General features: G+C 47.2%; 14 protein-coding genes and 1 pseudogene. 2 read left to right on the top strand and 13 right to left on the bottom strand.

Going from position 1 to position 22,641, the window contains the following annotated elements; all coding sequences use genetic code 11:
• Positions 1-42 precede the first annotated feature (42 nt).
• The 4 genes from WA407_RS14150 to WA407_RS14135 all read right to left on the bottom strand — a co-directional run bounded on the left by WA407_RS14150 (position 43) and on the right by WA407_RS14135 (position 6,523).
• Positions 43-1,050, bottom strand: a complete 1,008-nt coding sequence (locus WA407_RS14150; RefSeq protein ID WP_336077620.1) for a tripartite tricarboxylate transporter substrate binding protein — start codon at positions 1,048-1,050, stop codon at positions 43-45.
• Positions 1,051-1,179: 129 nt separating this feature from the next.
• Positions 1,180-3,621 (bottom strand): AraC family transcriptional regulator, encoded by a 2,442-nt coding sequence (locus tag WA407_RS14145; protein ID WP_235309231.1) that lies wholly within the window; start codon positions 3,619-3,621, stop codon positions 1,180-1,182.
• Positions 3,622-3,835: 214 nt separating this feature from the next.
• The gene (locus WA407_RS14140; protein WP_235309229.1) at positions 3,836-5,491 is read right to left on the bottom strand and encodes a methyl-accepting chemotaxis protein; all 1,656 of its coding nucleotides are present in this window, start codon (positions 5,489-5,491) and stop codon (positions 3,836-3,838) included.
• Positions 5,492-5,518: 27 nt separating this feature from the next.
• The gene (locus WA407_RS14135; RefSeq protein ID WP_235309227.1) at positions 5,519-6,523 is read right to left on the bottom strand and encodes a BMP family lipoprotein; all 1,005 of its coding nucleotides are present in this window, start codon (positions 6,521-6,523) and stop codon (positions 5,519-5,521) included.
• Positions 6,524-6,809: 286 nt separating this feature from the next.
• Here WA407_RS14135 and WA407_RS14130 point away from each other — a divergent pair.
• Positions 6,810-9,987, top strand: a pseudogene (locus tag WA407_RS14130) (bifunctional cytochrome P450/NADPH--P450 reductase).
• Positions 9,988-10,082: 95 nt separating this feature from the next.
• Here WA407_RS14130 and WA407_RS14125 read toward each other — a convergent pair.
• The 5 genes from WA407_RS14125 to WA407_RS14105 all read right to left on the bottom strand — a co-directional run bounded on the left by WA407_RS14125 (position 10,083) and on the right by WA407_RS14105 (position 16,988).
• Positions 10,083-10,670 (bottom strand): restriction endonuclease, encoded by a 588-nt coding sequence (locus WA407_RS14125; protein WP_336077619.1) that lies wholly within the window; start codon positions 10,668-10,670, stop codon positions 10,083-10,085.
• 175 nt (positions 10,671-10,845) lie between these two features.
• Positions 10,846-12,255 (bottom strand): aspartate ammonia-lyase, encoded by a 1,410-nt coding sequence (aspA, locus tag WA407_RS14120; protein WP_061829699.1) that lies wholly within the window; start codon positions 12,253-12,255, stop codon positions 10,846-10,848.
• A 201-nt stretch (positions 12,256-12,456) separates the two neighbouring features.
• On the bottom strand, positions 12,457-12,987 hold the full coding sequence (locus WA407_RS14115) for a GNAT family N-acetyltransferase (protein WP_235309222.1): 531 nt from the start codon (positions 12,985-12,987) through the stop codon (positions 12,457-12,459).
• 109 nt (positions 12,988-13,096) lie between these two features.
• Positions 13,097-13,498, bottom strand: coding sequence for a VOC family protein (locus WA407_RS14110; RefSeq protein ID WP_061829696.1), 402 nt, complete (start codon positions 13,496-13,498; stop codon positions 13,097-13,099).
• A 115-nt stretch (positions 13,499-13,613) separates the two neighbouring features.
• Complete coding sequence (locus WA407_RS14105) at positions 13,614-16,988, bottom strand: S-layer homology domain-containing protein (RefSeq protein ID WP_336077618.1); 3,375 nt, start codon at positions 16,986-16,988, stop codon at positions 13,614-13,616.
• A 183-nt stretch (positions 16,989-17,171) separates the two neighbouring features.
• Here WA407_RS14105 and WA407_RS14100 point away from each other — a divergent pair, with 183 nt between their 5' ends.
• The gene (locus WA407_RS14100) at positions 17,172-18,335 is read left to right on the top strand and encodes an aminotransferase A (RefSeq protein WP_336077617.1); all 1,164 of its coding nucleotides are present in this window, start codon (positions 17,172-17,174) and stop codon (positions 18,333-18,335) included.
• A 447-nt stretch (positions 18,336-18,782) separates the two neighbouring features.
• Here WA407_RS14100 and WA407_RS14095 read toward each other — a convergent pair whose 3' ends face one another.
• The 4 genes from WA407_RS14095 to WA407_RS14080 are packed head-to-tail and all read right to left on the bottom strand — an operon-like array spanning position 18,783 to position 22,575.
• Positions 18,783-19,856 (bottom strand): ABC transporter substrate-binding protein, encoded by a 1,074-nt coding sequence (locus tag WA407_RS14095; protein WP_220025672.1) that lies wholly within the window; start codon positions 19,854-19,856, stop codon positions 18,783-18,785.
• Entirely contained in the window at positions 19,853-20,674 is an 822-nt protein-coding gene (locus WA407_RS14090) for an ABC transporter permease (RefSeq protein WP_013311255.1), read from the bottom strand. The genes WA407_RS14095 and WA407_RS14090 overlap by 4 nt, the downstream gene beginning before the upstream one ends.
• Positions 20,664-21,476: an ABC transporter permease gene (locus tag WA407_RS14085; RefSeq protein ID WP_023989586.1), complete on the bottom strand. Its 813-nt coding sequence runs from the start codon at positions 21,474-21,476 to the stop codon at positions 20,664-20,666. The genes WA407_RS14090 and WA407_RS14085 overlap by 11 nt, the downstream gene beginning before the upstream one ends.
• A complete protein-coding gene (locus tag WA407_RS14080) occupies positions 21,466-22,575 on the bottom strand; it encodes an ABC transporter ATP-binding protein (RefSeq protein ID WP_025720927.1) in 1,110 nt (369 codons plus the stop codon). The genes WA407_RS14085 and WA407_RS14080 overlap by 11 nt, the downstream gene beginning before the upstream one ends.
• Positions 22,576-22,641 lie beyond the last annotated feature (66 nt).

Here is a 22,641-nt window from a genome sequence, read left to right as displayed (position 1 = left end):
GTTCAACCCTTTCGTTTTTGCCAATGCAAAAACAAGGCCGTGTTACTTGCGGCTCAAGCCGAGCTCGGGAATCAGTCTCGCGAAGGTATCGTGACTCTCCTTCAGTTGCCGCGCGAATGCCTCTGCATCCTGGACACGCAATCCCAACCCATGCTTACGCATTTCCTCCCTGAATTCCTCGTCTTTCGTCCCCTTGATCAGTGCATCTGTCAGCGTTTGAGCAACTTCCTCCGGTGTTTCCTTGGGTACAGCCAGCCCTCTCCAAGTGCCAATAAAATGTACACGTAGCCCAGTGGCTTGCTGTAGTGTCGACACTTTTGGAAACGCTTCCGAAATAGTGTCTGCCTGGATCGCCAGTATGCGAAGTTTCCCTTCGTCCACGTATTTCTTCACTTCTGCGGGACTGACGGGTACAGCATCCACAAATCCGCTCATTAAAGCGGAGACGGCTGGGCCTGCTCCCTCATAAGGGATATGGGTAAAGCGAACTCCGCTTTTCTGCTCCAGCATCGCGGCAGCAAGGTGCCATATGCTCCCTGTGCCTGCATTCCCCATTTTGAGCTTGCCGGGATGAGCCCCAGCATCCTCCAGAAATGCCTCCGCTGTCTTCCATGGTGCATCCGCCCGGACCGTAATGGCGGAAGGGTCCATATTGGTTTGAAGCAGCGGCTTAAATCGCTCATAGGTGAGCGGTAGCAGTCCCAAATGAGGCAACGTAGTCAGCTCAGCGACCAGATACGTTACGGTATAACCGTCCGCCTGCGCCTCAGCCCCTTCCATCAGCCCGACAGAACCGCCTCCTCCCGTTCGATTAACGACGATGATCGGCTGACCGAGATGCTTTTCGGCGGCTTTCGCCAACGCTCTCGCGGTAATATCCGTACCGCCTCCGGCTGCGTAAGGAACGACGAGTGTTATTGGCTTCGTAGGAAATATACGGCTGTGATCCTGCAAGGTGTGGTGATCCACATATTCACTGATACTCAAGGCAGAAAGCATAGCTACTCCCGCCGCAACCAGCACATATTTTTGCCATGGCTTTTTCTTCATTACGTTTCCTCTTCTCCAAAAATGAACTGGGCCCGTCATGCGCCCGTTTTCACCTCCAACGTTTTTGGTCTTGTTGTTTGCGTTTACATGAAGTCAATGTACCGCAACGTGGAGGGCTACAGCTATCGCTTAATCTTCGTATTTATCTTCTATTTCGCCAAAGTATCGACCTTTTGACCGATCTGCATATTCATTGGAAGATTTGCTGATTTGTCTGAATTTCCCTGGGGTCACTTGTTTGTGCTTGCGGAATACCCGGATAAAGCTGTTCTCATTTCGGTATCCGACCTGTTCTGCAATTTCACCGATTTTCAAATGGGTTTCACATAGTAATGTGCATGCCTTTTTTACGCGTAATCCAGTCAAATAATCGTAAACGGTGGTCCCCGTTTCTTCCTTGAACATGCTGCTCACCGAGGACACGCTCATGTGAACATGATCCGCAATTTCCTGAAGCCCGATGTTCAAATGCAAGTGATGTTCCATATACTCGATCATCTCTTGTACACGCACAAAATCTTTGGACTGGATGCGTCCATTCCATTTTTCTTCAATATCAGTCAACATAATGACCAGCAATACCTCCATGTCTTGAAGGTCTAGCGTCAGAATCTGATTCCAGTGGTAATCAGCAAGCTGATCCGGCGGCGTCACACTCTGAGTGGCACACCATTTTAGCAAATCTTCCAGCAATTCATGAACAAACAAGTAGACCTGAGCTGGGGATGTTCTGTGGAGTCGAAGTTCTTCTACCCAGTGGCTGATTAGCTTTACACTTGCACCAGGTTCCTGTGACTCCAGGGCACGAATCATTTCCACACGCCGATTGTCCAGCAATGTTGAATCCTGAATCTGCTCCTTTGACTGTTCATCCACCGTATTATCCTTTTTCACACTTATACTGCTGTCTATATTCGTATATGAACGTCCATACCCCTCATACAAACGCAAATTAAGGGCCTCTTTTCCTTTTATAAAAGACGCCCGTGCCTCTCGAATATCCGTGACCATATGACCAATTCCTATAGAAATAGTCAAAGGAAGATACTCACCGACAACCTGAATCAGCCTATCCACGCTTTTTTGAAGCAAAATGCTCTCTTGGAGGTCAGTCTCTGTACCAACTTCATTCGAACTCTCGCTGAACTGTAACAGCACAATAAAACCACTTTCCTCCTCCGGCGAGCATACTGCTTTCCAGTGAGGTTCGAGCATCTCTAGCAAAATATTGTTCAGCGCATACTTGAGCAGCATTTTATCTTCTTCTGGAAAGCTTGCGGCCCACGCAGAATACCGGTCAATGGACACGATCATGACAAACAAAGAATGGCCGTCCCAATCGGAAAAATACTGTTCCCATTTCATACGCATTTCCTGTATGCCCATTCTACGCTGGATGACATCTTCCATATATTTGGAACGCAGCTCCGGCAGGCTACGCTCTACCACCAATGATTTGCGGTGAAACTCTCCAACCAGTTTGCTAATCACAGGTTCCAGGTCATACAATCCTCCTTGGCGCGTTCCCTTATTGCCCGAATTCAATAGGCTATTAATTTTTTTCATGGGGCGAAAAGCTGCATAATTATAATAGTAAACTGCTGAGCACCCAGCCAGTATGGAGATAAAGGCCAGCCACAGCATCATATTGCGCGCCAGCTTTACATTTTTCAGCAGCTTGTCCATCGGAACGAGCGATACTAGACGCCAGCCCGTTACATCAGAAAAGGTTTGGTTCGCCATATATTCCATGTTCCCTATCTCCACATAAGCATAGGGACTCACATCCAGCTCTTTCAAAATCCTGCCCATATCATTTAAGGGTAGGGACGATCTTAGCTTGGGATAGATCAACTCGCCCTCCAGATCATACACGTATTGCGAGTTGGATAAATGAATATAGAGTTTGGAGAAAAAACGGTCATAATCCAGATTGAATAGCACCGCACCCATGACCTGACCATTCTCTACTATGGGCCTGGCCAGCGAAAGCAGCTCTACCGCCCCCTGCTCACGATCGGTGCCGTACCATCGCCGCTTAATCAACAACGGCTTTTTTTGAATGTCCTGAATCCAGGGAACCCATGTGGTATCCGGTGCCTGTTTCCAATCAGGCCTGTAACCATAATTGCTGGATACGAGAGCATGATTGTCCAAAGAAATAACTTCAACCGAGTAAATTTCTTCGTGCGAAGAAAGGGTTTTCAAGTATTTGTGAAGCCGATCTATGACGGAGGCCTTGTCTTCCAGCGATTCCCCATCCGTTTGGACACGTACAAAGGCCTCTACGTCTGGATGATATGCTGCGTCCAGCGCCTTGTTATCAGACTCACGAAAAGCCCGATTGGTCACATCCAGATTGATTTGCAACAATTCTATATTGGGTGTGTTCAGCTCGGTATCCAAACCTTCACGGTATCGTGAATACGATAGCAAGCCGATCACGCTAATTACAAGCGACACGCACAGAGTGAGCAGTAGAATCAATCTTGTCTGTTTATTTTTCAGTATCAATCGAAGCTTAAGTCGCAACATTCCCGTAACTTCATCCTTCCGGACTTCGTTGTCCATCTTCCTCTTGCCAATATACGTGGTGACATATTCTCCCTAAATCTATTTGACGTAAGAGTTGGAATTCCCTGCCTATGTATATCAAACTTAATATAAGGATTCATATAAAAAAGAAGAAGCCTCCCTGTACTGTACAAGGTAGAACTCCTTCTTTGGCACTGCTTGTATCATTATTCAGCAAAAACAGATACTCGCTTCACAGGTTTTAGCTAGTCTATTCCACCTGAAAACGATCCAGCTCCCGTTGCATCTCTTCGCGAATCTGACGAAGCTCTTTTACCTTCTCAGCCGATTCCTCAAATGAACGCTTCTGCTCCACCGTGGAAGCCGTAATCTCTTCACTGCCTGCGGCGGACTGCTGAGTGATTGCGCTGATATTTTCAATAGCTTGCTGCACCTGTACGCTCAGTTCTCGCGATACATTCATGTCCGTTGATAGCTTGCTGACTTGGCTGGCGATTTGCTGCACTTTGCCACTAATCTCTGTAAACGATTCTCCAGTCGAGGAGGTTGCCTTCTCCTGCTCACGGAACAGCTCCTGACTTTGCGCCACAGAAGTCTTCACCTTATCCATAGCCTGCGTGATACTGTCAACAGCAGTATAAATTTTCTTTACAGCAGACTCTGATTGATTCGCCAGCTTTTTCACTTCATTGGCAACAACAGCAAAACCTTTTCCTGCTTCACCTGCACGTGCAGCCTCAATAGAAGCATTCAAGGACAACAGCGATGTTTGGCTGGCAATTTCGGATACGTATCCAGTCATGGTTGTAATCTCGGCTGCATTAGCCTCCAGCTCCTTGACCGTCTGCTCCACTTCGGACATGGCTGAACGATTTTCTGCAACAATACGCAGTTGATCGCTCATGACCCGCGTACCCTGCTCAATGACACGCAAAGCATCCTCACTATACGCGGTCGATTGTGTGGTCTCCAGTAGATTCGATTCAAACTTCTGCTGCATCTCGTCCACAACGCCAACTGTCGACGACAGATCCTCAGCAATTTTCTGACTGCCTATTGCCAGTTCCTCTGTTGACGTGCTGACTTGTGCCACAATTTCCTTCATGGCCTCATTATGCTGATCAATATCCCGAGCCATCAGATCGACACGATTACCCGCCTGATCAATGGAGAGTACAATGCTGCGCAAGTTCCCGATCATCACCCGGAAAGATTCATTAAGCTCGTCCAGCTCATCGCGTCCCTTGGTTTGGGCAAGCTGCACTGTCAGATTTCCCTCAGCAATTTGCTTTGCGGCATCCGTTAATTTGCGTGTTCTAAGGGCAAGCTGCCTGGATGTATATGTATTATATAGCCCAACCGCCACCAGAAGTATAACTGCACCTGCCAAGGCCAATTGCCATGTAAAACGAATGCTCTTGGTCAAATCTTCTGTGTATTGGTCATAACGTGCCTTGGTCAGCAGATCCAGCATAAATACATCGTTCTGAATCCCTTGGGCACGCATGGCCTCCCGCTTGGACTCCGGGCTGTTTTGGGTACTCATGGCTTTCTCCGTTGCTACTTTCAATTGGCTGAATTTTGTTTTAATCGTATTCAGTCGCTTTTGCTGCGCTTCGGTTTGCATCATGCCCTGTGAAAGCAAAGCAATCGTCTTTTCAGACTGAGTCAGTTGATTTTGCACATCGGCTTTGTTGCTCTCCGTCATGGAAGCTGAATAATTTTGCAGTGCCTGCCCTGACTGAATCAAATAGGCATTGAGCTGCTGTACATTCAACATAGCCGGAACCAGATTACTACTTTGCGAGTTAATACGAATTAATTCAAAAATGATATAAGCCACTAAAGCTAGGCAAGCAATCAAGGAAATCATCGCGTTCAGCACCAGTTTACCTTGCAGTTTCATCAGCTTTCATCCTCCGTTTGCGAAAATTTATTGGGTGGGAACAGTCAGTGTGCCGGATTTGATTTTTTCCTTTAAATCATCCAACAACTTTTGCTGATCCGGACTCAGTGTCACGACACGAATAGGCGCCAAACCTACACCATCTTCCGCAAGACCAAACACCATATCCTTCTCCGTAAATTTTCTTTGATGATCTGCAAATCCTTTGACTGCTGTATAAATTGCAATGTCTACATTTTTAAACATCGAGGTCACTACCGCTTTTTCCGCAATAAAAAACTGGTCGCTATCGACCCCGATGGCGAATTTATGCTGCTTTTGCGCTTCCTGCAGCGCACCTACGCCCGTAAGACCTGCGGCTGCAAAGATGACATCAATCTGATCCTGATTAATCATGTCATCTGCAATTTCCGTACCCAGTTCCGGCTTTCCAAAATCTCCTGCATACGTTGCAGTAACTTTGGCATTAGGCTTGACTGATTGCACTCCTGCGCGATACCCAATTTCAAATTTTTTCAACAGAGGAGATTCCGCACCTCCGAGAAAACCCACCTGTTCGGTGCGACTCGTCAAACCCGCAACGACTCCAGCCATAAAACTGCCCTCTTCTGCTTTGAAGCTAATAGAGGCCACATTCGGTAAATCTGATTTCTCATCCACGATTAAAAATTTACGGTCTGGATATTTTTTAGCAATGGATTCCAAACTGTCCTTCACCATGTAACCCAGCCCAATGATTAAATCAGCCTTTTCTTGAGCAAGCTGTTCAAAAGCCGCATCATACGTCTTGGTCTCCGTTATTTCTCGGTATTCAAAAACAATTTTCCCCTCATCCCGTGCTTTGACCAAACCCCGGAAAGCAGCGTCGCTGTAAGATTGGTCACCCAGACCAATATCTGACAGTACGATTCCCACCTTAATGGGCTGAGCCTTGGTTTGTGCTACCGATTGCCCACATGCACTTAGCAATAATGCAAAGATTGTGACAATGGGAATCCACCTACAAATTAATAATACTGCTCGCTTCTTCATGACATATCACCTCGGCATAATTTGGAAATCCCCAACATCTTTATATCGGTTATAAAAGCATATTTTTTCAGAAGAGTTTCTGTAAAATCATTGTAAATAGAATGTGATAAATAAGATTATTTTTTTCTCTATATGTAAAAAATGTATATTTTTGTACTTCTTTTATTATACGAACTGTCCAAATTCACTTATTTTCGTTTATGTCGTAAGAATAAAGTGTAATTTGGAAAACATAGGTACTCTGAAACCATCACTCTATTTCAATCCGAAAGGAGCAACATTAAAAATGACTTCGACCAATTTAATTCCACAGCCCAAAACTTATGGTCCCTTAGGTAATCTGCCCTTGATCGATACACATGCCCCTGTCCAGTCTCTGGTTAAGCTTTCTTATGAGTACGGTCCAATTTTTCGCATGGATCTGCCTGAAGGAACGAACATTTATATTTCTGGTCATAAGCTGGTCGCAGATGCTTGTGATGAATCCCGTTTCGACAAACAAGTGTGGGCTCCATTACAAAAAGTACGAGCTTTTGCAGGAGACGGACTATTCACAAGCTGGACTGAGGAACCGAACTGGCGCAAGGCCCACCAAATTTTACTGCCAAGCTTCAGTCAGAGGGCTATGAAGGGTTACCACAATATGATGCTTGATCTTGCTGTTCAGCTGATACAGAAATGGTCTCGACTCAATCCCGATGAAAGTGTAGAGGTACCGGAAGATATGACCCGGCTGACTTTGGATACCATCGGATTATGCGGCTTTAATTATCGTTTTAACAGCTTCTACCGCGATCAGCCCCATCCGTTCGTGACCAGTATGACACGCGCATTAGATGAAGCGATGGGTCAGCTGCAACGCCTCAATCTGCAAAACAAGCTGATGTTATCGAAAAGAAAGCAGTTTAAACATGACATCGAAACGATGTTTTCTCTGGTGGACAGCATTATTGAAGAGCGTAAAACCCTTGGCAACCAAGGAGAAGAAGATTTACTAGCGCATATGCTGGAAGGCAAGGACCCAGAAACTGGTGAGACGCTGGATGATGAAAATATCCGCTATCAGATCATCACCTTCCTCATCGCCGGTCATGAAACGACCAGTGGGCTTTTATCCTTTGCCATTTACTATTTGCTTAAGAATCCGCGAACGCTAACCAAGGCCTATGAAGAAGTGGATCGCGTGCTCACCGATTCGCTGCCTTCTTATACTCAGGTTCGTGAACTCAAGTACATAAGGATGATACTGAATGAGGCTCTGCGACTATGGCCGACAGCGCCCGCCTTCTCTCTCTTTGCCAAAGAAGATACGTTGCTCGACGGAACCTACCCACTTAAAAAAGGTGACAGCGTTAATGTACTCATCCCAAAACTGCACCGTGATACCGAGGCTTGGGGCGAAGATGTTGAGGAATTTCGACCGGAGCGCTTCGAGGACCCATCCGCCATTCCGCAAGATGCCTACAAACCATTTGGCAACGGTCAACGCGCCTGTATTGGACAGCAGTTTGCCTTACAGGAGGCCACTCTTGTGTTGGGTATGGTAGTGAAACATTTTGAGCTGATTGATCATACTCATTATGAGCTGAAAGTCAAAGAGACGCTCACACTCAAGCCGGAGGGCTTCACCATTCAAGTACGCCCGCGCAGCACACAGACTGCTGTCATACTGCCAGGTGCCGTTCAAGAACTTCATGAACAAGAGGAACAAAAGGTTGCCCCCCCCCCATGCCGAAAAGCATGATACTTCTTTGCTGTCTTTGTACGGCTCGAATCTGGGTACGGCTGAGGGACTTGCAGGTGAACTAGCCGATTTAGGTCGAAATTGGGGTTTCAACAGTAGCATAGCAACTCTGAATGATCGTGTGGACCATTTGCCTAAAGAAGGCGTAGTACTTATTACGACCGCATCTTATAACGGGCATCCGCCGGATAATGCTGATGCCTTTGTACAATGGTTAGAGCAGGCAGGCGAAGGGCAACTGGCAGGCGTAAGGTATGCTGTATTCGGCTGCGGCGACCGCAATTGGGCCAGCACATATCAGCGTATTCCAAGGCTGATCGACGAGCTGATGTCTGCCAAAGGGGCGAAGCGACTGTATGACCGGGGTGAGGGCGATGCCAGCGGTGACTTCGAGAAGGATTGGGAAGCCTGGAACCACGGCTTATGGCCGGATTTGTTGAATGCTTTCGGGGTAGAGCACAATGATACAGAACCGCAGGACAGCAACAGCCTGAGCATAGAGTTCGTCAGCGCCATACTCAGTACACCTCTTGCAGACAACTACGGAGCAGTGACCGCCGTCGTTACAGCGAATCGTGAGCTACTTGCTGCTGAAAGTGAACGCAGTACACGACATCTGGAGCTCAAATTACCAACCGGATTGTCCTATCGCGAAGGTGACCACCTTGGTGTGTTGCCGCGTAATCCTGCTTCGCTGGTCAAAAGGGTGATGCAACGCTTTAAATTACAGGAACAGGATTACATCGTATTGAGAGGCAGTGACCGGGATGCGGCGCATCTCCCCTTAGATCGGCCTGTCAGTATAGGAGATTTGCTCACTCTCAGTGTGGAACTGCAAGAACCGGCAACGAGAGCCCAGCTACGGCAACTGGCATCCTTTACCGTGTGTCCACCGCACAAAAAAGAAATTGAAGCTTTGCTGGAGGATACTACCTTTGATCGAGAGATACGACAGAAGCGCGTCACGATGCTGGATATTCTGGAGAAGTATCCAGCCTGCGAGCTGCCATTTGAAAACTTTATCTCGCTGTTACCACCACTCAAGCCTAGGTACTACTCCATCTCAAGCTCTCCGCTTGAATCGGATAATTCGGCGAGTATAACAGTGGGCGTCGTGCGTGGACCAGCCCGTAGCGGACAAGGTGAATACCTAGGAATTGCCTCCAATTATTTAGCACAGCTCCAACCAGATGAGTCAATTGTCATTTTTGTGCGTAAGCCTCAGTCGGGCTTCCGATTGCCAGAAGACCCAACCGTGCCTGTCATCATGGTCGGTCCGGGCACTGGAGTGGCACCATTCCGCGGATTCCTCCAGACACGCCATATACTTAAGGAGAGAGGAGAACAGCTCAGCGAGGCTCATCTATACTATGGCTGCCGTAATCCTAAGCTCGACTATCTGTACAAGCAAGAGCTGCAAGCCTGGGAGCAGGAGGGAATCGTTACGCTTCATACAGCCTTTTCACGTCTGCCCGATCAACCCAAAAGATACGTGCAGCATGTCATGAAGGAAGATGCGGACGCTCTGATTCACTTGCTTGATGAAGGAGCGCATCTGTATGTATGTGGTGATGGTAGCCGGATGGCTCCCGATGTAGAAGACGCCCTTTGTGCTGCTTACGCGGAAGCACACCATACCAGTAAAGAAGAAGCACAGCAATGGTTGGATCGTCTCCAAGAGGAAAAACGCTATGCTAAGGATGTCTGGACAGGCATCTAATGATAACAATATAAGAGCAAGCATCATGTTAAAAAATAAAAGGGACTGATTTCTGGGCTTCGGTCTCGTCGCCAGTAATTCAGTCCCTTTTATGATTATCTTTCACTCCATTTGGAAGCAATCACTTCGGTTTTACTTTCTATAAGATCCATGACTTCCTCGCGGCGTTTCGTCTTGAATAAATTAATCATGTCGATCAAGTCGTTGCGGTCTAATAATTTAACCCCGTTGACAGCAGCAAGTGTTTTACAGGATTCCGTATAACGGCCGGAGGTGATGACGACAGACTTGTCGGCCGCATAATAACGCATGGAGGTATAAATTTCCTGCACCGCGCCCAAACCTACCGGATGTTGTATCCCATAACGTTTGGCCTGTATGACAACTCTAACGCCTTCACGGTCTGTAAAAACCAGATCCGCTCCAAAATCCCGGCTACTGGTTGTTTTATAGATGTCCTTATAGCCAAGCGCGGATAATAACCGCTGCAAATAAAGCTCAAATTCCGAACCATCCTCCATACGATCTATATCCTGAATTCCAATTTTGCGTGGGTCCAGATCACGTAAAATCCGATTTCTACGACCACGTATCAATCCTCTGATGATGAGCGCAAACAACACTAAAAGTACAATGAGTCCTATTCCTAATTCCTTGTATGTCAATAATTTTTCTAGCAACATCCAACTCTCCCTCTTCTACCGTAAGCATAGCCGTATCATCTTTAACAGGGAACTCCCCTATGCAGGCTGGCTCCCGTATTACATCTCTCTTTATCACATAACAATAGCCCCGCCAGATTCGACGGGGCTATCTTCGTCTTGCCTCAAAGCTGTCTAAACTCCATACTCCGCATCATTATTCGCGATTCAGCAAAGATTCTCCGGCAATACCAGGCTGAGTCATTTGGTACGGGTCCAATATAATGTCCAGCTCCTCCTCGGTCAGTACATTGTACAGCAAGCACAGCTCGCGCACCGATTTCCCAGTCGTAATTGCTTCGCGAGCAATGCGTGATACCACCTCATATCCAAGGTGCGGATTAAGCGCTGTAATAATGCCTACACTGTTCTCCACATATTCACGACACCGCTCCACATTTGCTTCAATTCCTTCCACACAATGAATGCGGAACACGTGAAAGCCCTGCTTCATAATTTCCAGCGATTGCAGTAGGTTGTACACCAGTACGGGCTCCATTACATTCAGCTCGAGCTGACCAGCCTCTGAAGCCAAGCAGATTGTATGATCATTGCCAATGACCTGAAAAGCAATTTGGTTAATGACCTCACACATCACCGGATTTACCTTGCCCGGCATAATGGATGACCCTGGCTGGCGGGCAGGCAGACTCAGTTCCCCCAGACCCGCACGTGGTCCAGAAGCCATCAAACGGATGTCATTTGCCACCTTAGACATATTCATCATACAAATTTTCAAGGCGGCAGACACTTCAGTATAAGCATCCGTATTTTGTGTAGCATCTACAAGATTTTCGTCAGCTTCCACAGGGAAGCCACTGACGTCTGCCAGTACCTCTGCGACACGCTGAATATAACGACGGTCTGCGTTCAGGCCAGTACCCACCGCAGTTGCACCCATATTAATCGTTAGCAGGTGCTGCTTGGTCGCACGGACGCGTCCGATATCACGACCCAGCACGCGCGCATAAGCCTGAAACTCCTGTCCTAATCGGATCGGCACTGCATCCTGCAAGTGAGTCCGGCCCATTTTAATCACACTATCAAACTCATTTGCCTTGCGGGAAAATGCTTCCTGAAGCTCACTCATGGTAGCTAACAGCTTATCAATCATACTTAATACAGCCAAGTGTACGGCTGTAGGAAAAGCATCATTCGTCGATTGCGCCATATTAACATGATTATTAGGACTGATCTCCTGATAATCTCCGCGCTGCTTGCCAATCAGCTCCAACGCGCGGTTCGCAATCACTTCATTTGTATTCATATTAATGGACGTGCCTGCGCCGCCCTGAATCGGATCGACGATGAAATGATCATGCAACTGTCCTTGTATAATCTCATCAGCAGCCTGAATAATGGCCTCTGCTTTGGGGCGGTGTAAACGGGTTAGTTCCATATTTACCGTCGCTGCTCCCTTTTTTACAATCGCCATGGCTTTAATCAACTCAGGGTGCAGTCTTTGGCCTGTAATTGGAAAATTTTCTTTTGCCCTCAGCGTTTGTACACCATAATAGGCATCTAATGGCACTTCCTTGGTACCTAAAAAATCATGCTCCAACCTCATATTTTCTGATTCCTCCGCTGTGTTTGCTACGTTTCTTCAATTCAGTACAGCCAAATTGACATAAAAAGACCTTCTCTGATCCCCCTCTTCATTATACGTTTCTATTCCCGTGCTTTTCCAGTTGAATAAACGCGGAAAAAGCTATGTAATCCTATGACAAGTTATGATTACCCGTATATACCACACTTATTCGGTAAATGCTCAGCTATGACTTGAATACGGATTTAATGACTTATAATAATATCGAGTGGCATGAAGCTGACCATCGGCTGATTGAGCATAACCCGGAATAACACCAGCTTCTACAAACCCGATCGACTCGTATAGTCCATTGGAGGGATCACCCACCCGCGTATCTAGCACCAGTAACGTTCTATCCTGACTTAGTGCCTCTTCTTCCGCTGCCTTCATTAACTGTCGTGCGATCCCCAGTCTGCGACCGGACGGATGTACCATAAGCTTTGCAATTTCCGCACGATGAATAGCGTTAGCTTTTTGAGCCAAATGAAGCTGGACCGTCCCTACAGGTACTCCGTCCTTCTCGGCAATCCACAGAACTACGCCGTCCTCAAGTACATTGTTCCAATAAGTTGCTGCTTCCTGATAACCTAATGGGGGTAAGAAACCTATAGATGCACCGTCTGCAACCACGTCGATTAGCAGTCGACTTAGCGAATCTACCAGGGCTTCATCCAAAGCCTGAACAGGGTAGACTCTCATTTCGTTAGACATTGTGATTCCTCCCGATGAGTTCGATAATATACAATAAAGAAAGCAAACTATCTTTTTAGGATAGTTTACTTTCCATAATACTTCGCTTACTTCATCATTCTCATTTCCATTACTGCTCTGCCATATAAAAGAACTCCCACAGATGACCATCCAAATCCTGAAAGCTCCATCCATACATAAAACCATGATCTTGAGGTTCGTTTGAGGGCTTGCCGCCCGCTTCCAAAGCCTTGTGGACGATCTCGTCTACCTTTTCTCGACTCTCCACCGATAAGGCAACAATTGCTTCTGTGCTTTTTGTGGCATCTGAAATTTCCTTTGTCGTGAACGCTTTAAAACGTTCTTCAACCAATAACATGACAAAAATATGCTCACTAACAACCATACAGGTTGCATGTTCATCAGTGAACTGAGCACTGAATTCAAATCCGATGGTAGTGAAAAAATCAATGGACTGTTGCAGATTTTTAACTGGCAAATTCACAAAAATTTGTTTAGCTTTTACTCCCACGACATTTCACCTCTTCATTTGTCATTCATTCTAATTTATCATACTACCTCTCCACAAAAGATAACTTAACTATCGTATAAAGTCAATCAATCTAACATTTGTATAGGGAAATCTCCTATTCCCAATGAAGCTTAGCCAGTGTGCGAGATAATACAGCCGCAGCTTCTGCCCTCGTCACGGATGTAGCCGGACCAAAACGGCCTTTCTCGTCTCCTTTCATAATATCTAGTCCAGACAAAGTCTTCACAGCCGGAGCAGCCCATGTAGAAATCTCCTGCGCATCCGACAATGATACGGATATACTTTCACTCACTTCTCTTGTTTTTTCTCCTGTGTTCCCTGCGAAGCGCAAGGCTCTCTCTATGATCACAGCCAGTTCCTCCCTCGATACCGGGGTATCAGGACGGAAGCTTCCGTCAGTATAGCCGTTGATCAGCCCAGCTGCTGCTGCGGTACGTACGGAATCCGCATACCACGATTCGGGTTGAACGTCGTCAAAGCTCGTCAGCGTGCGATCAGTACGCTCCAGTCCAAGCACACGAACCAGCATCGCTGCCAGTTCAGAGCGTCGTACCTGGCCTTCAGGCTCAAAATGTACGTTCGCTAAGTCCCTTTCACGAGTAGCACTAGCTGTAGACGCTGTTGGATCGGTCCCCGTCACAAGCAGACGAGTTGCCAGCCGTGTAATGTCCTGCTGCGCCCAATGACCGGATATATCCATGAACGATCTGACTTCACCAGAAGCCCCGCCATCAAGCACAGCGTAAGTCCCTCCCGAACGTCCATACACGGTTATTTCCTCACTCGAAGTGTGAAAAGGAACGGGGGTATATGATAGCTGTCCGGCTTGGTTGGTCGATACCTTCACTACAGCAAGCTGCTCTGCATCGACCGTTGCAGGAACACGTAACAGATAACGTTCATACCCACTACCAGAGTCTCCGTTACCTGCCAAAAGCTGTTTCGGTCCATCCTCGCTTCTCAGCTCAGCGGCGATATTCAAAGCCTGTAACAGTTTGCGCCCTGTTACATCCAAGCGTTTAGCCAGTTCTTCGTTCGAAGCGATGGAAAAATTCAAGGAAATTTGTTTTACAGGCACCTGCCAGGTATCAGCCAGCTTTTGAAGAGACAAACGACTTGTTGCTACTTCATATCCACCTTGTGGCGTTTCTACTCGAAGGGTACGAATACGGTCGTTCAAAACGGCTTCCAAAGCTTCCCCGCTTAAATGAACCTCGTACGTCCCCGCTTCTACTTGCTCCCCTGCACGGATCACAAGCGTACCCTTCGCACCATTTTGAATGGCCTTTTGTATTTCAGCAGCTGTTACTTGAGCAATTGCCTTTTTCAGTCCGTTTTGCTCCACTCCGGTCACTACAGACTTGACTTGCACCACATTTGTACCAGACAGGCTGCTTCCATTGGGTTCACTACTGGGGATCTGAACCTGCCCATTTCCCGTTCCATTCAAGTTAACGCTACTGCTATTTCCAGCGTTGGCGCTTCCCTCGTTATCCTGCTGATCCTCCTCATCATCGTCATTTCGGCCACTCCCACCCTCTGTTGGTGGTTCTTCCGTTTTGCGCGGCACATCTATTTGCGCAACCAACGGATCATGATCACTGACCCGCCCGTCTGCCGTACTAAAGTCCGCATTCATATGAACGATATCCAGCACGGATGTTTTGCTCAGTGACGGGCTGACCAGCATATGATCCAATGTTTGCGAGTTACCTTCATAAATATAGGAGTACCGTTCCTTTTCATCCAAATGGTCAATCAGATTGGTCAATTCCTGCCCCCGTAGCAAAGCCAGCGTTTCCGAAAATTGAAAATCATTCAGGTCACCGAGCACCACTATATTGGCCTTAGGGTTTACTTGCAGTACCGACTTTACAAAGCCATTCACAATCGCTGCAATCTTCGCACGCTGTATTTCGCTGCTTCGCACAGGTGGCTGAATTCCTCCAAATGGCGCTTGATCGCCCCCTTTGGAATTAAAATGGTTAGCGACCACAATCACCTGCTGGCCTTCAAACTCAAATTCAGCGGCCAACGGCTTGCGCGAGTCTTCAAATGATGCATTCAGGGGATCAATCCGACCCGGGTTGAGGGAAAGTCCCTGCACTCCATAAGTGACAGACGTAACTGAATCCCCCTTGGGCTTGTCGGTCAGCGTAACACGTTGCGGATTGTACAAGAAGCCAACACGGATGTTGCCACCGGGGGCACCGCCATCCTTATTATTTTCAGGGCCAATATCTGTAAAATTGTATTCCGGGCCTCCATGAGCACGAATCGCCTCTATGAGCACACGGAAGCTTTCGGAAGCGTCTGTGGTGCCATCATCTTTCTCACCGTTATTATCCTGTACTTCCAGCAATCCTATGATATCCGGATGATTCAAATTTACAGCGATAGCCTGCCCCAGCTGATCTATCCGTTTTCCATCACCGGGATCGAAGTTTTCCACATTAAAAGAAGCTACTGTCAGCTTACGGTCATCCCCTATCAAACGCGTATTGGCTGGCTGGAGGCCGCCAGGTACAACATCCGGCATACGCTCTGGCAGCAGCTTATAATTGCTAAAGCTATAGCTCACCACACCTGTGATAGAACCCGCAAAACGATCGCCTGTTTTCAACGGTGTCGAAGGCTTCGCATCAATCAGAATCCGTTGCGGGTTCAGACTTCTTTCTGTCAGCATGAGTCCGCCTGCCTCCGTTACAACCTCACCTGTATTGGGACCGTTATCAATTCGGACTGGAATTTCATAGCCATAAGGACCAATTACAGTGGCATCCTTCAACTCTACACGCATGCCTTCCAGGCTTTCGAAAAAGTCCAAGCCATCCTCCTGTGGATCAAACACCGTCATTCCGTCATGATCCACAACAGATGTCGGCATCACACGGCCCTGTTCACCTAGCAAAATTGGAGTTGGCAATGGACGGTCATTGGCAATTACCTTAACCGAAGAAGCCACAATTTCTGTGGTTGTCAGGTCGATTGGCTTGCTCGCATATGTTCTTTCCGTGTATTCCTTCACCGAACCGCTAACCTTTACCTCATCCCCTACCTGTGCACCGTGACTAGGCTTGTACACTAAAATGGCCTCGGATGTTTTTTCATCCTGATCCACTTGAGCATCCAACTCTTGGATATAGAAACTACTCCCCTTCACCATCGTGACAACGCCTTCAATATCCGCTACTTTTTGTCCTTCATATGGAGAACGGTGTGCTGCCCCCTGTACATCATGGATGCGAAGCTTTTTAGGAAAATAGACATCTGCGTATACACTTGCCCCTACAGTTACGGGTGAAGGTTGCACCTCTTTTCCTGCAAAAGATGCAGGCTCTGCCGAAGCTTTTCCACTGGACAACCCTGCCGGCCCTCCAGCTGAAAGCAGCAGTATGGCACTGAGCCATGTGATCCCGAACCTTTTTAATTTCGTAGGTAATATTTTTTCTATGTATTCTTGTTTCATCAAAAGATACTCCCCTCCCCATTTTTACTATGATTACGCTTACAAATATATTCATCTTTTAAGATACCATAAATTAGTCAATTTAGTACCTTAATTATGTAAAATGAATTCTTCTTGCCGTAGCATATTCAGATCAAATTATTGTAAACTTGTTCTAATACAGAAAAAGGTGGCACATACGCTATGGAGCATTTGCTTAACGATCAGGTCAAAAACATTCAAATCAGCGGCATCCGCAAAATCGCCAACAAAGTTGCCGCATTACCCGGAACCCTGTCATTAACGATCGGACAACCGGATTTCCCTACCCCTGCGCATATTATGGAAGCTGCCCATCGGGCGATTAACGAAGGACGCACCTCCTATACACCTAATCCGGGACTGCCGGAATTACGAGAAGCCGCAGCGGCGTTTGTAGCTCGTAAATACGGCCTGAATTACCGTGGACAGGATGAGGTGATCGTAACGAACGGAGCCAGTGAAGCGCTGGATATTACCTTACGCACGATTTTATCACCCGGCGATGAAGTCATTCTGCCAGTGCCGATCTACCCAGGGTACGAGCCATTGATCCGCTTGTCAGGCGGCATTCCAGTGTTTGCTGACACCCGCAACAGCGGCTTCAAGCTCACGGCCAAGGTGCTGGAGCCTTATCTGACCGAACGGACAAAAGCAGTCATTCTCGGATATCCTTCGAATCCAACCGGACGAGTAATGAGTCGCGAAGAACTGGAAGCGGTCGCGGATTTACTGAAGGAGCGCGATCTGTTTATCATTTCGGATGAAATATACAGTGAACTTATTTACGAAACACCCCACGTGTCCATTGCAGCTTTACCAGGTATGCGGGAGCGCACCATCGTCATTAACGGTCTGTCCAAATCACATTCCATGACGGGATGGCGCATTGGTTTTACACTTGCACCCGCTGAAATTACACAGCACATGGTCAAAGTCCATCAGTACAATGTAACCTGTGCTAGCTCGATTAGCCAATATGCTGCCCTGGAAGCCTTGACTGTTGGTGTCGATGATGCACTCCCGATGCGTGAGGAATACCGCAAGCGTCGTGATTATGTACATGGTAGGCTGACAGACATGGGTATCCCGCTGGAGAAACCCGAAGGAGCCTTTTACCTTTTCCCTTCTATCGCCCATTTTGGATTAAGCTCGATGGATTTTACCGTGAAGCTGCTGGAAGAGCATGGAGTGGCTGTCGTACCTGGAGATGCCTTTTCTTCTTATGGCGAAGGATACATTCGCTTGTCCTATGCTTACGGACAGGATGTGCTGGAGCAAGGGTTGGATAAAATAGAGAGGTTTGTTAGGGGAATTGTGAGGAGTTAAGGTGGGAGAGGCGCTACGCAGTCCATTTGATCTTCCGATCGCTGTTGCTTCTCCAGATTCAAATGGCCCACTTCGCTCACTGCCCGCCTTAAAGTCCCACGATTCTCTAACGTGTGTGAAGTATGGGGAAAAGAAGTACAATACTCACTGCTTTACACGGTGAATAAACAAAACAAGCCCTTGAACCACCTACACGGGTGGTTCAAGGGCCTGTTCTTTCTTCCTCTACTCCCTCACCTGGGTGTGGGATTCATGGGTGCGTACCTTTAAGCACGGTGCAGCGGAGGGGGCGGAATGGTGCTGGACAAGCGAAGCGGTCGCCTTTAAATTCCGATTTTAACCTTTAAATATTCAATCATAAAAATCGGAATTTAACAGCGATGGTAAGCACCATCCGCCACCGCAGCGACCTTTAAAGCACCACCCCCTAATCCTCACGCCACTCCCCTACTTTAAATGCATTTTGAATTGCAGGAACAATTCATTGTAATGAGCGAGCATGCGCTTGCCTAGATTGTTGTATACTTCCAGCTTGTCTGTAATTTCGGACGGAGGGTAAAAACGCTCGTCACCAGAGATATCTTCAGGCAACAACTTCTTTCCATCCTCGTTGGGTGTGGAGTATCCTACAAATTCGGCATTTTGAGCGGCTACATCGGGCTGCATCATGAAATTGATGAACTTATGGGCCGCATCCACATGGGTAGCGGTTTTTGGAATAACCATATTATCAAACCACAAGTTGGAGCCTTCATCTGGCACGATGTAATCGAGCTTCTCGTTCTCATCCATGATTTCAGACGCATCACCGGACCATACAACCCCAGCAGCGGCTTCCTCGTTTGCCAGCAGCATTTTAATCTCGTCACCGACAACCGCTTTGACATTGGGCGCTAATTTCTCCAACTTCGTCAAAGCCTGCTGCAAATGTGCCTCATTCGTATCGTTCAAGGAATAGTGAAGGCTGTTCAGTGACATCCCTACGACTTCCCTCGCACCATCAACCAACAGTAGGTTATTACGCAGCTTTGGATTCCACAGACCGTTCCAGCTATGAAAATCAATGCCTTTCGTCAGCTCCGGGTTAAACACAATCCCGACTGTACCCCAAAAATACGGCACCGAGTATTGGTTATTCGGATCAAACGAAAGATTTAGAAAATGAGAATCCACATGCTTCAAATTCGGCAGCTTGCTGTGGTCCAACGGGAGCAACAAGTGCTCCTGCTTCATTTTAGCCAAAGCATATTCCGAGGGAACCGCTACATCAAACGAAGTTCCTCCCTGCTCGATTTTCGTCAGCATCGCCTCATTGGAGTCAAAGGTCTGATAAATGACGGTAATCCCCGTCTCCTTTTGAAACCGTTCCAGCAGCTCAGGATCAATGTAGTCTCCCCAGTTGTACACCGTCAGTGTGTTACCACCGGAGTAGCCTTGACTGGAATTCAACCATGCGGCCACCCCCATCAGCCCAAACGAGATGATGAAAATCGACAGAAACACGCGCACAAGTGACTTCATCTAGGCACCCCCATTTCTGCCGCAGGCTCTTTTTTACCATTACGATTCGCCTTGCGCATAATAAAGTAGTAACCCACCACCAGCAGCACAGTAAACAGGAAAATGAGCGTGGATAGCGCATTGATGGACAATGAAACCCCTTGACGGGCACGTGAGTATATTTCCACCGATAAGGTCGAATAGCCACTGCCTGTCACAAAAAAGGTCACCGCAAAATCATCCAGCGAGTACGTTAACGCCATAAAGAAGCCCGCATAAATCCCTGGCTTGATAAAGGGTAGAATCACCTTGGTCAGCACATCCATTCGACTGGCACCCAAATCACGCGCGGCATCGACCAGAGATGGACTCATTTCCTGCAACCGCGGCAAAATCATAATGACCGCAATCGGCACACTAAATGCAATATGGGATAATAAAACGGAGTAGAAACCCAGCTTAATCCCGACCATCGTGAACAAAATGAGGAAGGAAGCGCCAATAATGACGTCCGGGTTCACGATCAATACATTATTGAGCGATAGCAACGTATTTTTGACTCGACGGTTTTGCATCTGATGAATAGCCAGCGCACCCATGATGCCAATAATCGTAGCCAACGCAGACGACAGCAAAGCAATCACCAAGGTGTTAATGACAATAATGATCAAGCGAGTGTCTGCAAACACCTCTTTGTAATATTGGAGTGTAAAACCTTCAAACTCATGCATCGTCCCGCCACTGTTGAAGGAATAGTACATCAAATACAAAATAGGTGCGTATAACACGAGAAAAACAATCACCAAATAAATATTCCCGAACCGGTTTTTATTTACCATGCCGCACCCTCCGTTTCGTTCCCGAGGTGAGCAGCATAATGATCCCCATCGCCAAAATCAGGAACACGGCAACCGTAGAGCCCATCCCCCAATCCTGAGTAACCAGAAAATGCTGCTCTATCGCCGTCCCCAGTGTAATCACACGGTTACCTGCAATCAGGCGGGTAATCATAAACAGCGACAACGCTGGAATAAACACAGCCATGCAACCGGATCGCACACCCGCAAGCGTTAACGGGAAAATAACCCTACGAAACGCGGTCCACTTGGAGGCTCCCAAATCACGGGCAGCGTCCAGCAGTGAAGGGTTTAACCCTTCCAACGCGTTATAGATGGGCAAAATCATAAAAGGCACAAAAATATAAACCGACACAAACACAAAGCTGGAGCTGGTAAACAATAATTGCTGACCACCCAACCCAACCATACCTAACACCGCATTCACCGGGCCATAGGTACCAAATATCCCGATAAAAGCATACGTTTTGAGTAACAGGTTAATCCAGGTCGGCAAAATAATGAGCAACAGCCACAGCTGCTTATGCTTTGTGCGTGTGAGCAAATACGCCGCCGGATAAGCAACTAACAGTGAAAATACGGTAATCAGAAATGCATACCAAAACGAGCTGAGCGTCATGCTCAAATAAACGGGTGTCAGAAACTGAGCATAGTTGTTGAATGTGAGATGACCATCCACATCAAATAGTGAATAGTAAAACACAAGTACAACCGGAGCTGCCACGAACAGCACAATCCATAAATAGTAAGGCAGCAGATACGCTGCTCTTGTATTACCGGACATGCTGATCCACCTCTTCATAGGCTTCCAGACGCCGATCAAATTCTTCTTCTGTTTCCCCAAACCGCATCACATGGATCGCTTCCGGGTCAAATCGCAGACCGATTTCACTGCCCAGCTCCGCCTTTTTGGTAGAATGCACAAGCCACTCCTGACCCGAATCATCATAGCAGCTTATTTCATAGTGAACACCACGGAACAATTGGGTATCTACCTTCACACGCAGCTTGCCTTCAGCAACATTCGTAATCTCCAAGTCCTCTGGCCGGATCACAATTTCAATGGGTTCGTTCGGACGTAATCCTCCGTCGACACATTCAAACTGTCGACCGTTAAATTCCACTTGATAATCTGCAATCATCCGTCCTGGGACAATGTTGGATTCGCCGATGAAGTCAGCAACAAACCGATTGATCGGCTCATCATAAATATCATTAGGCGTACCACTCTGCTCAATCTTACCTTTGTTCATAACAAAAATTTCGTCCGACATGGCCAGCGCTTCCTCCTGATCATGCGTAACGAAAATAAAAGTAATTCCAAGACGCTGCTGCATTTCGCGCAAAATGTACTGCATTTCAGTACGTAGCTTTAAATCCAGTGCAGACAACGGTTCATCCAACAAGAGAACATCAGGTTCATTGACGATAGCCCGTGCGATGGCCACACGCTGACGCTGTCCCCCGGACATCTCAGAAATTTCCCGCTCGCCGTAGCCTTCCAGATTGACAAAGGACAACGCCTGTGTCACCTTCTCCTGAATGTCCTTTTTGTTCATCTTTTTAATTCGCAGACCGAAGGCTACATTTTCAAACACATTCAGATGCGGAAATAGCGCATAATCTTGAAAAACCGTATTGACCTGCCGCTCATTGGCTGGAACACGATTAATGAGTTTTCCATTTAAATAAATAGAGCCTTCTGTCGGCTCCGCAAAACCTGCAATCATACGCAGAATCGTCGTTTTACCACAGCCGGAAGGCCCCAGCAGTGTATAAAATTTACCACGCTCAATCTCAAAGCTGACGTCCGCCAGCACTGGGGGATCGTTGTCATATTGCTTGGTCACCCGTTCAAATCGGATGATGGTTTGCTCTCCCATAACACCCTCCTTCAAAAAATTCGACTTCATTCCATTTCATTCTTTTCATTAAACCTATTTATTCAG

This window comes from Paenibacillus sp. 203, assembly GCF_037027525.1.
GTDB classification, from domain to species: domain Bacteria; phylum Bacillota; class Bacilli; order Paenibacillales; family Paenibacillaceae; genus Paenibacillus; species Paenibacillus polymyxa_B.
This window is presented reverse-complemented; position numbering and strand designations above follow the sequence as displayed.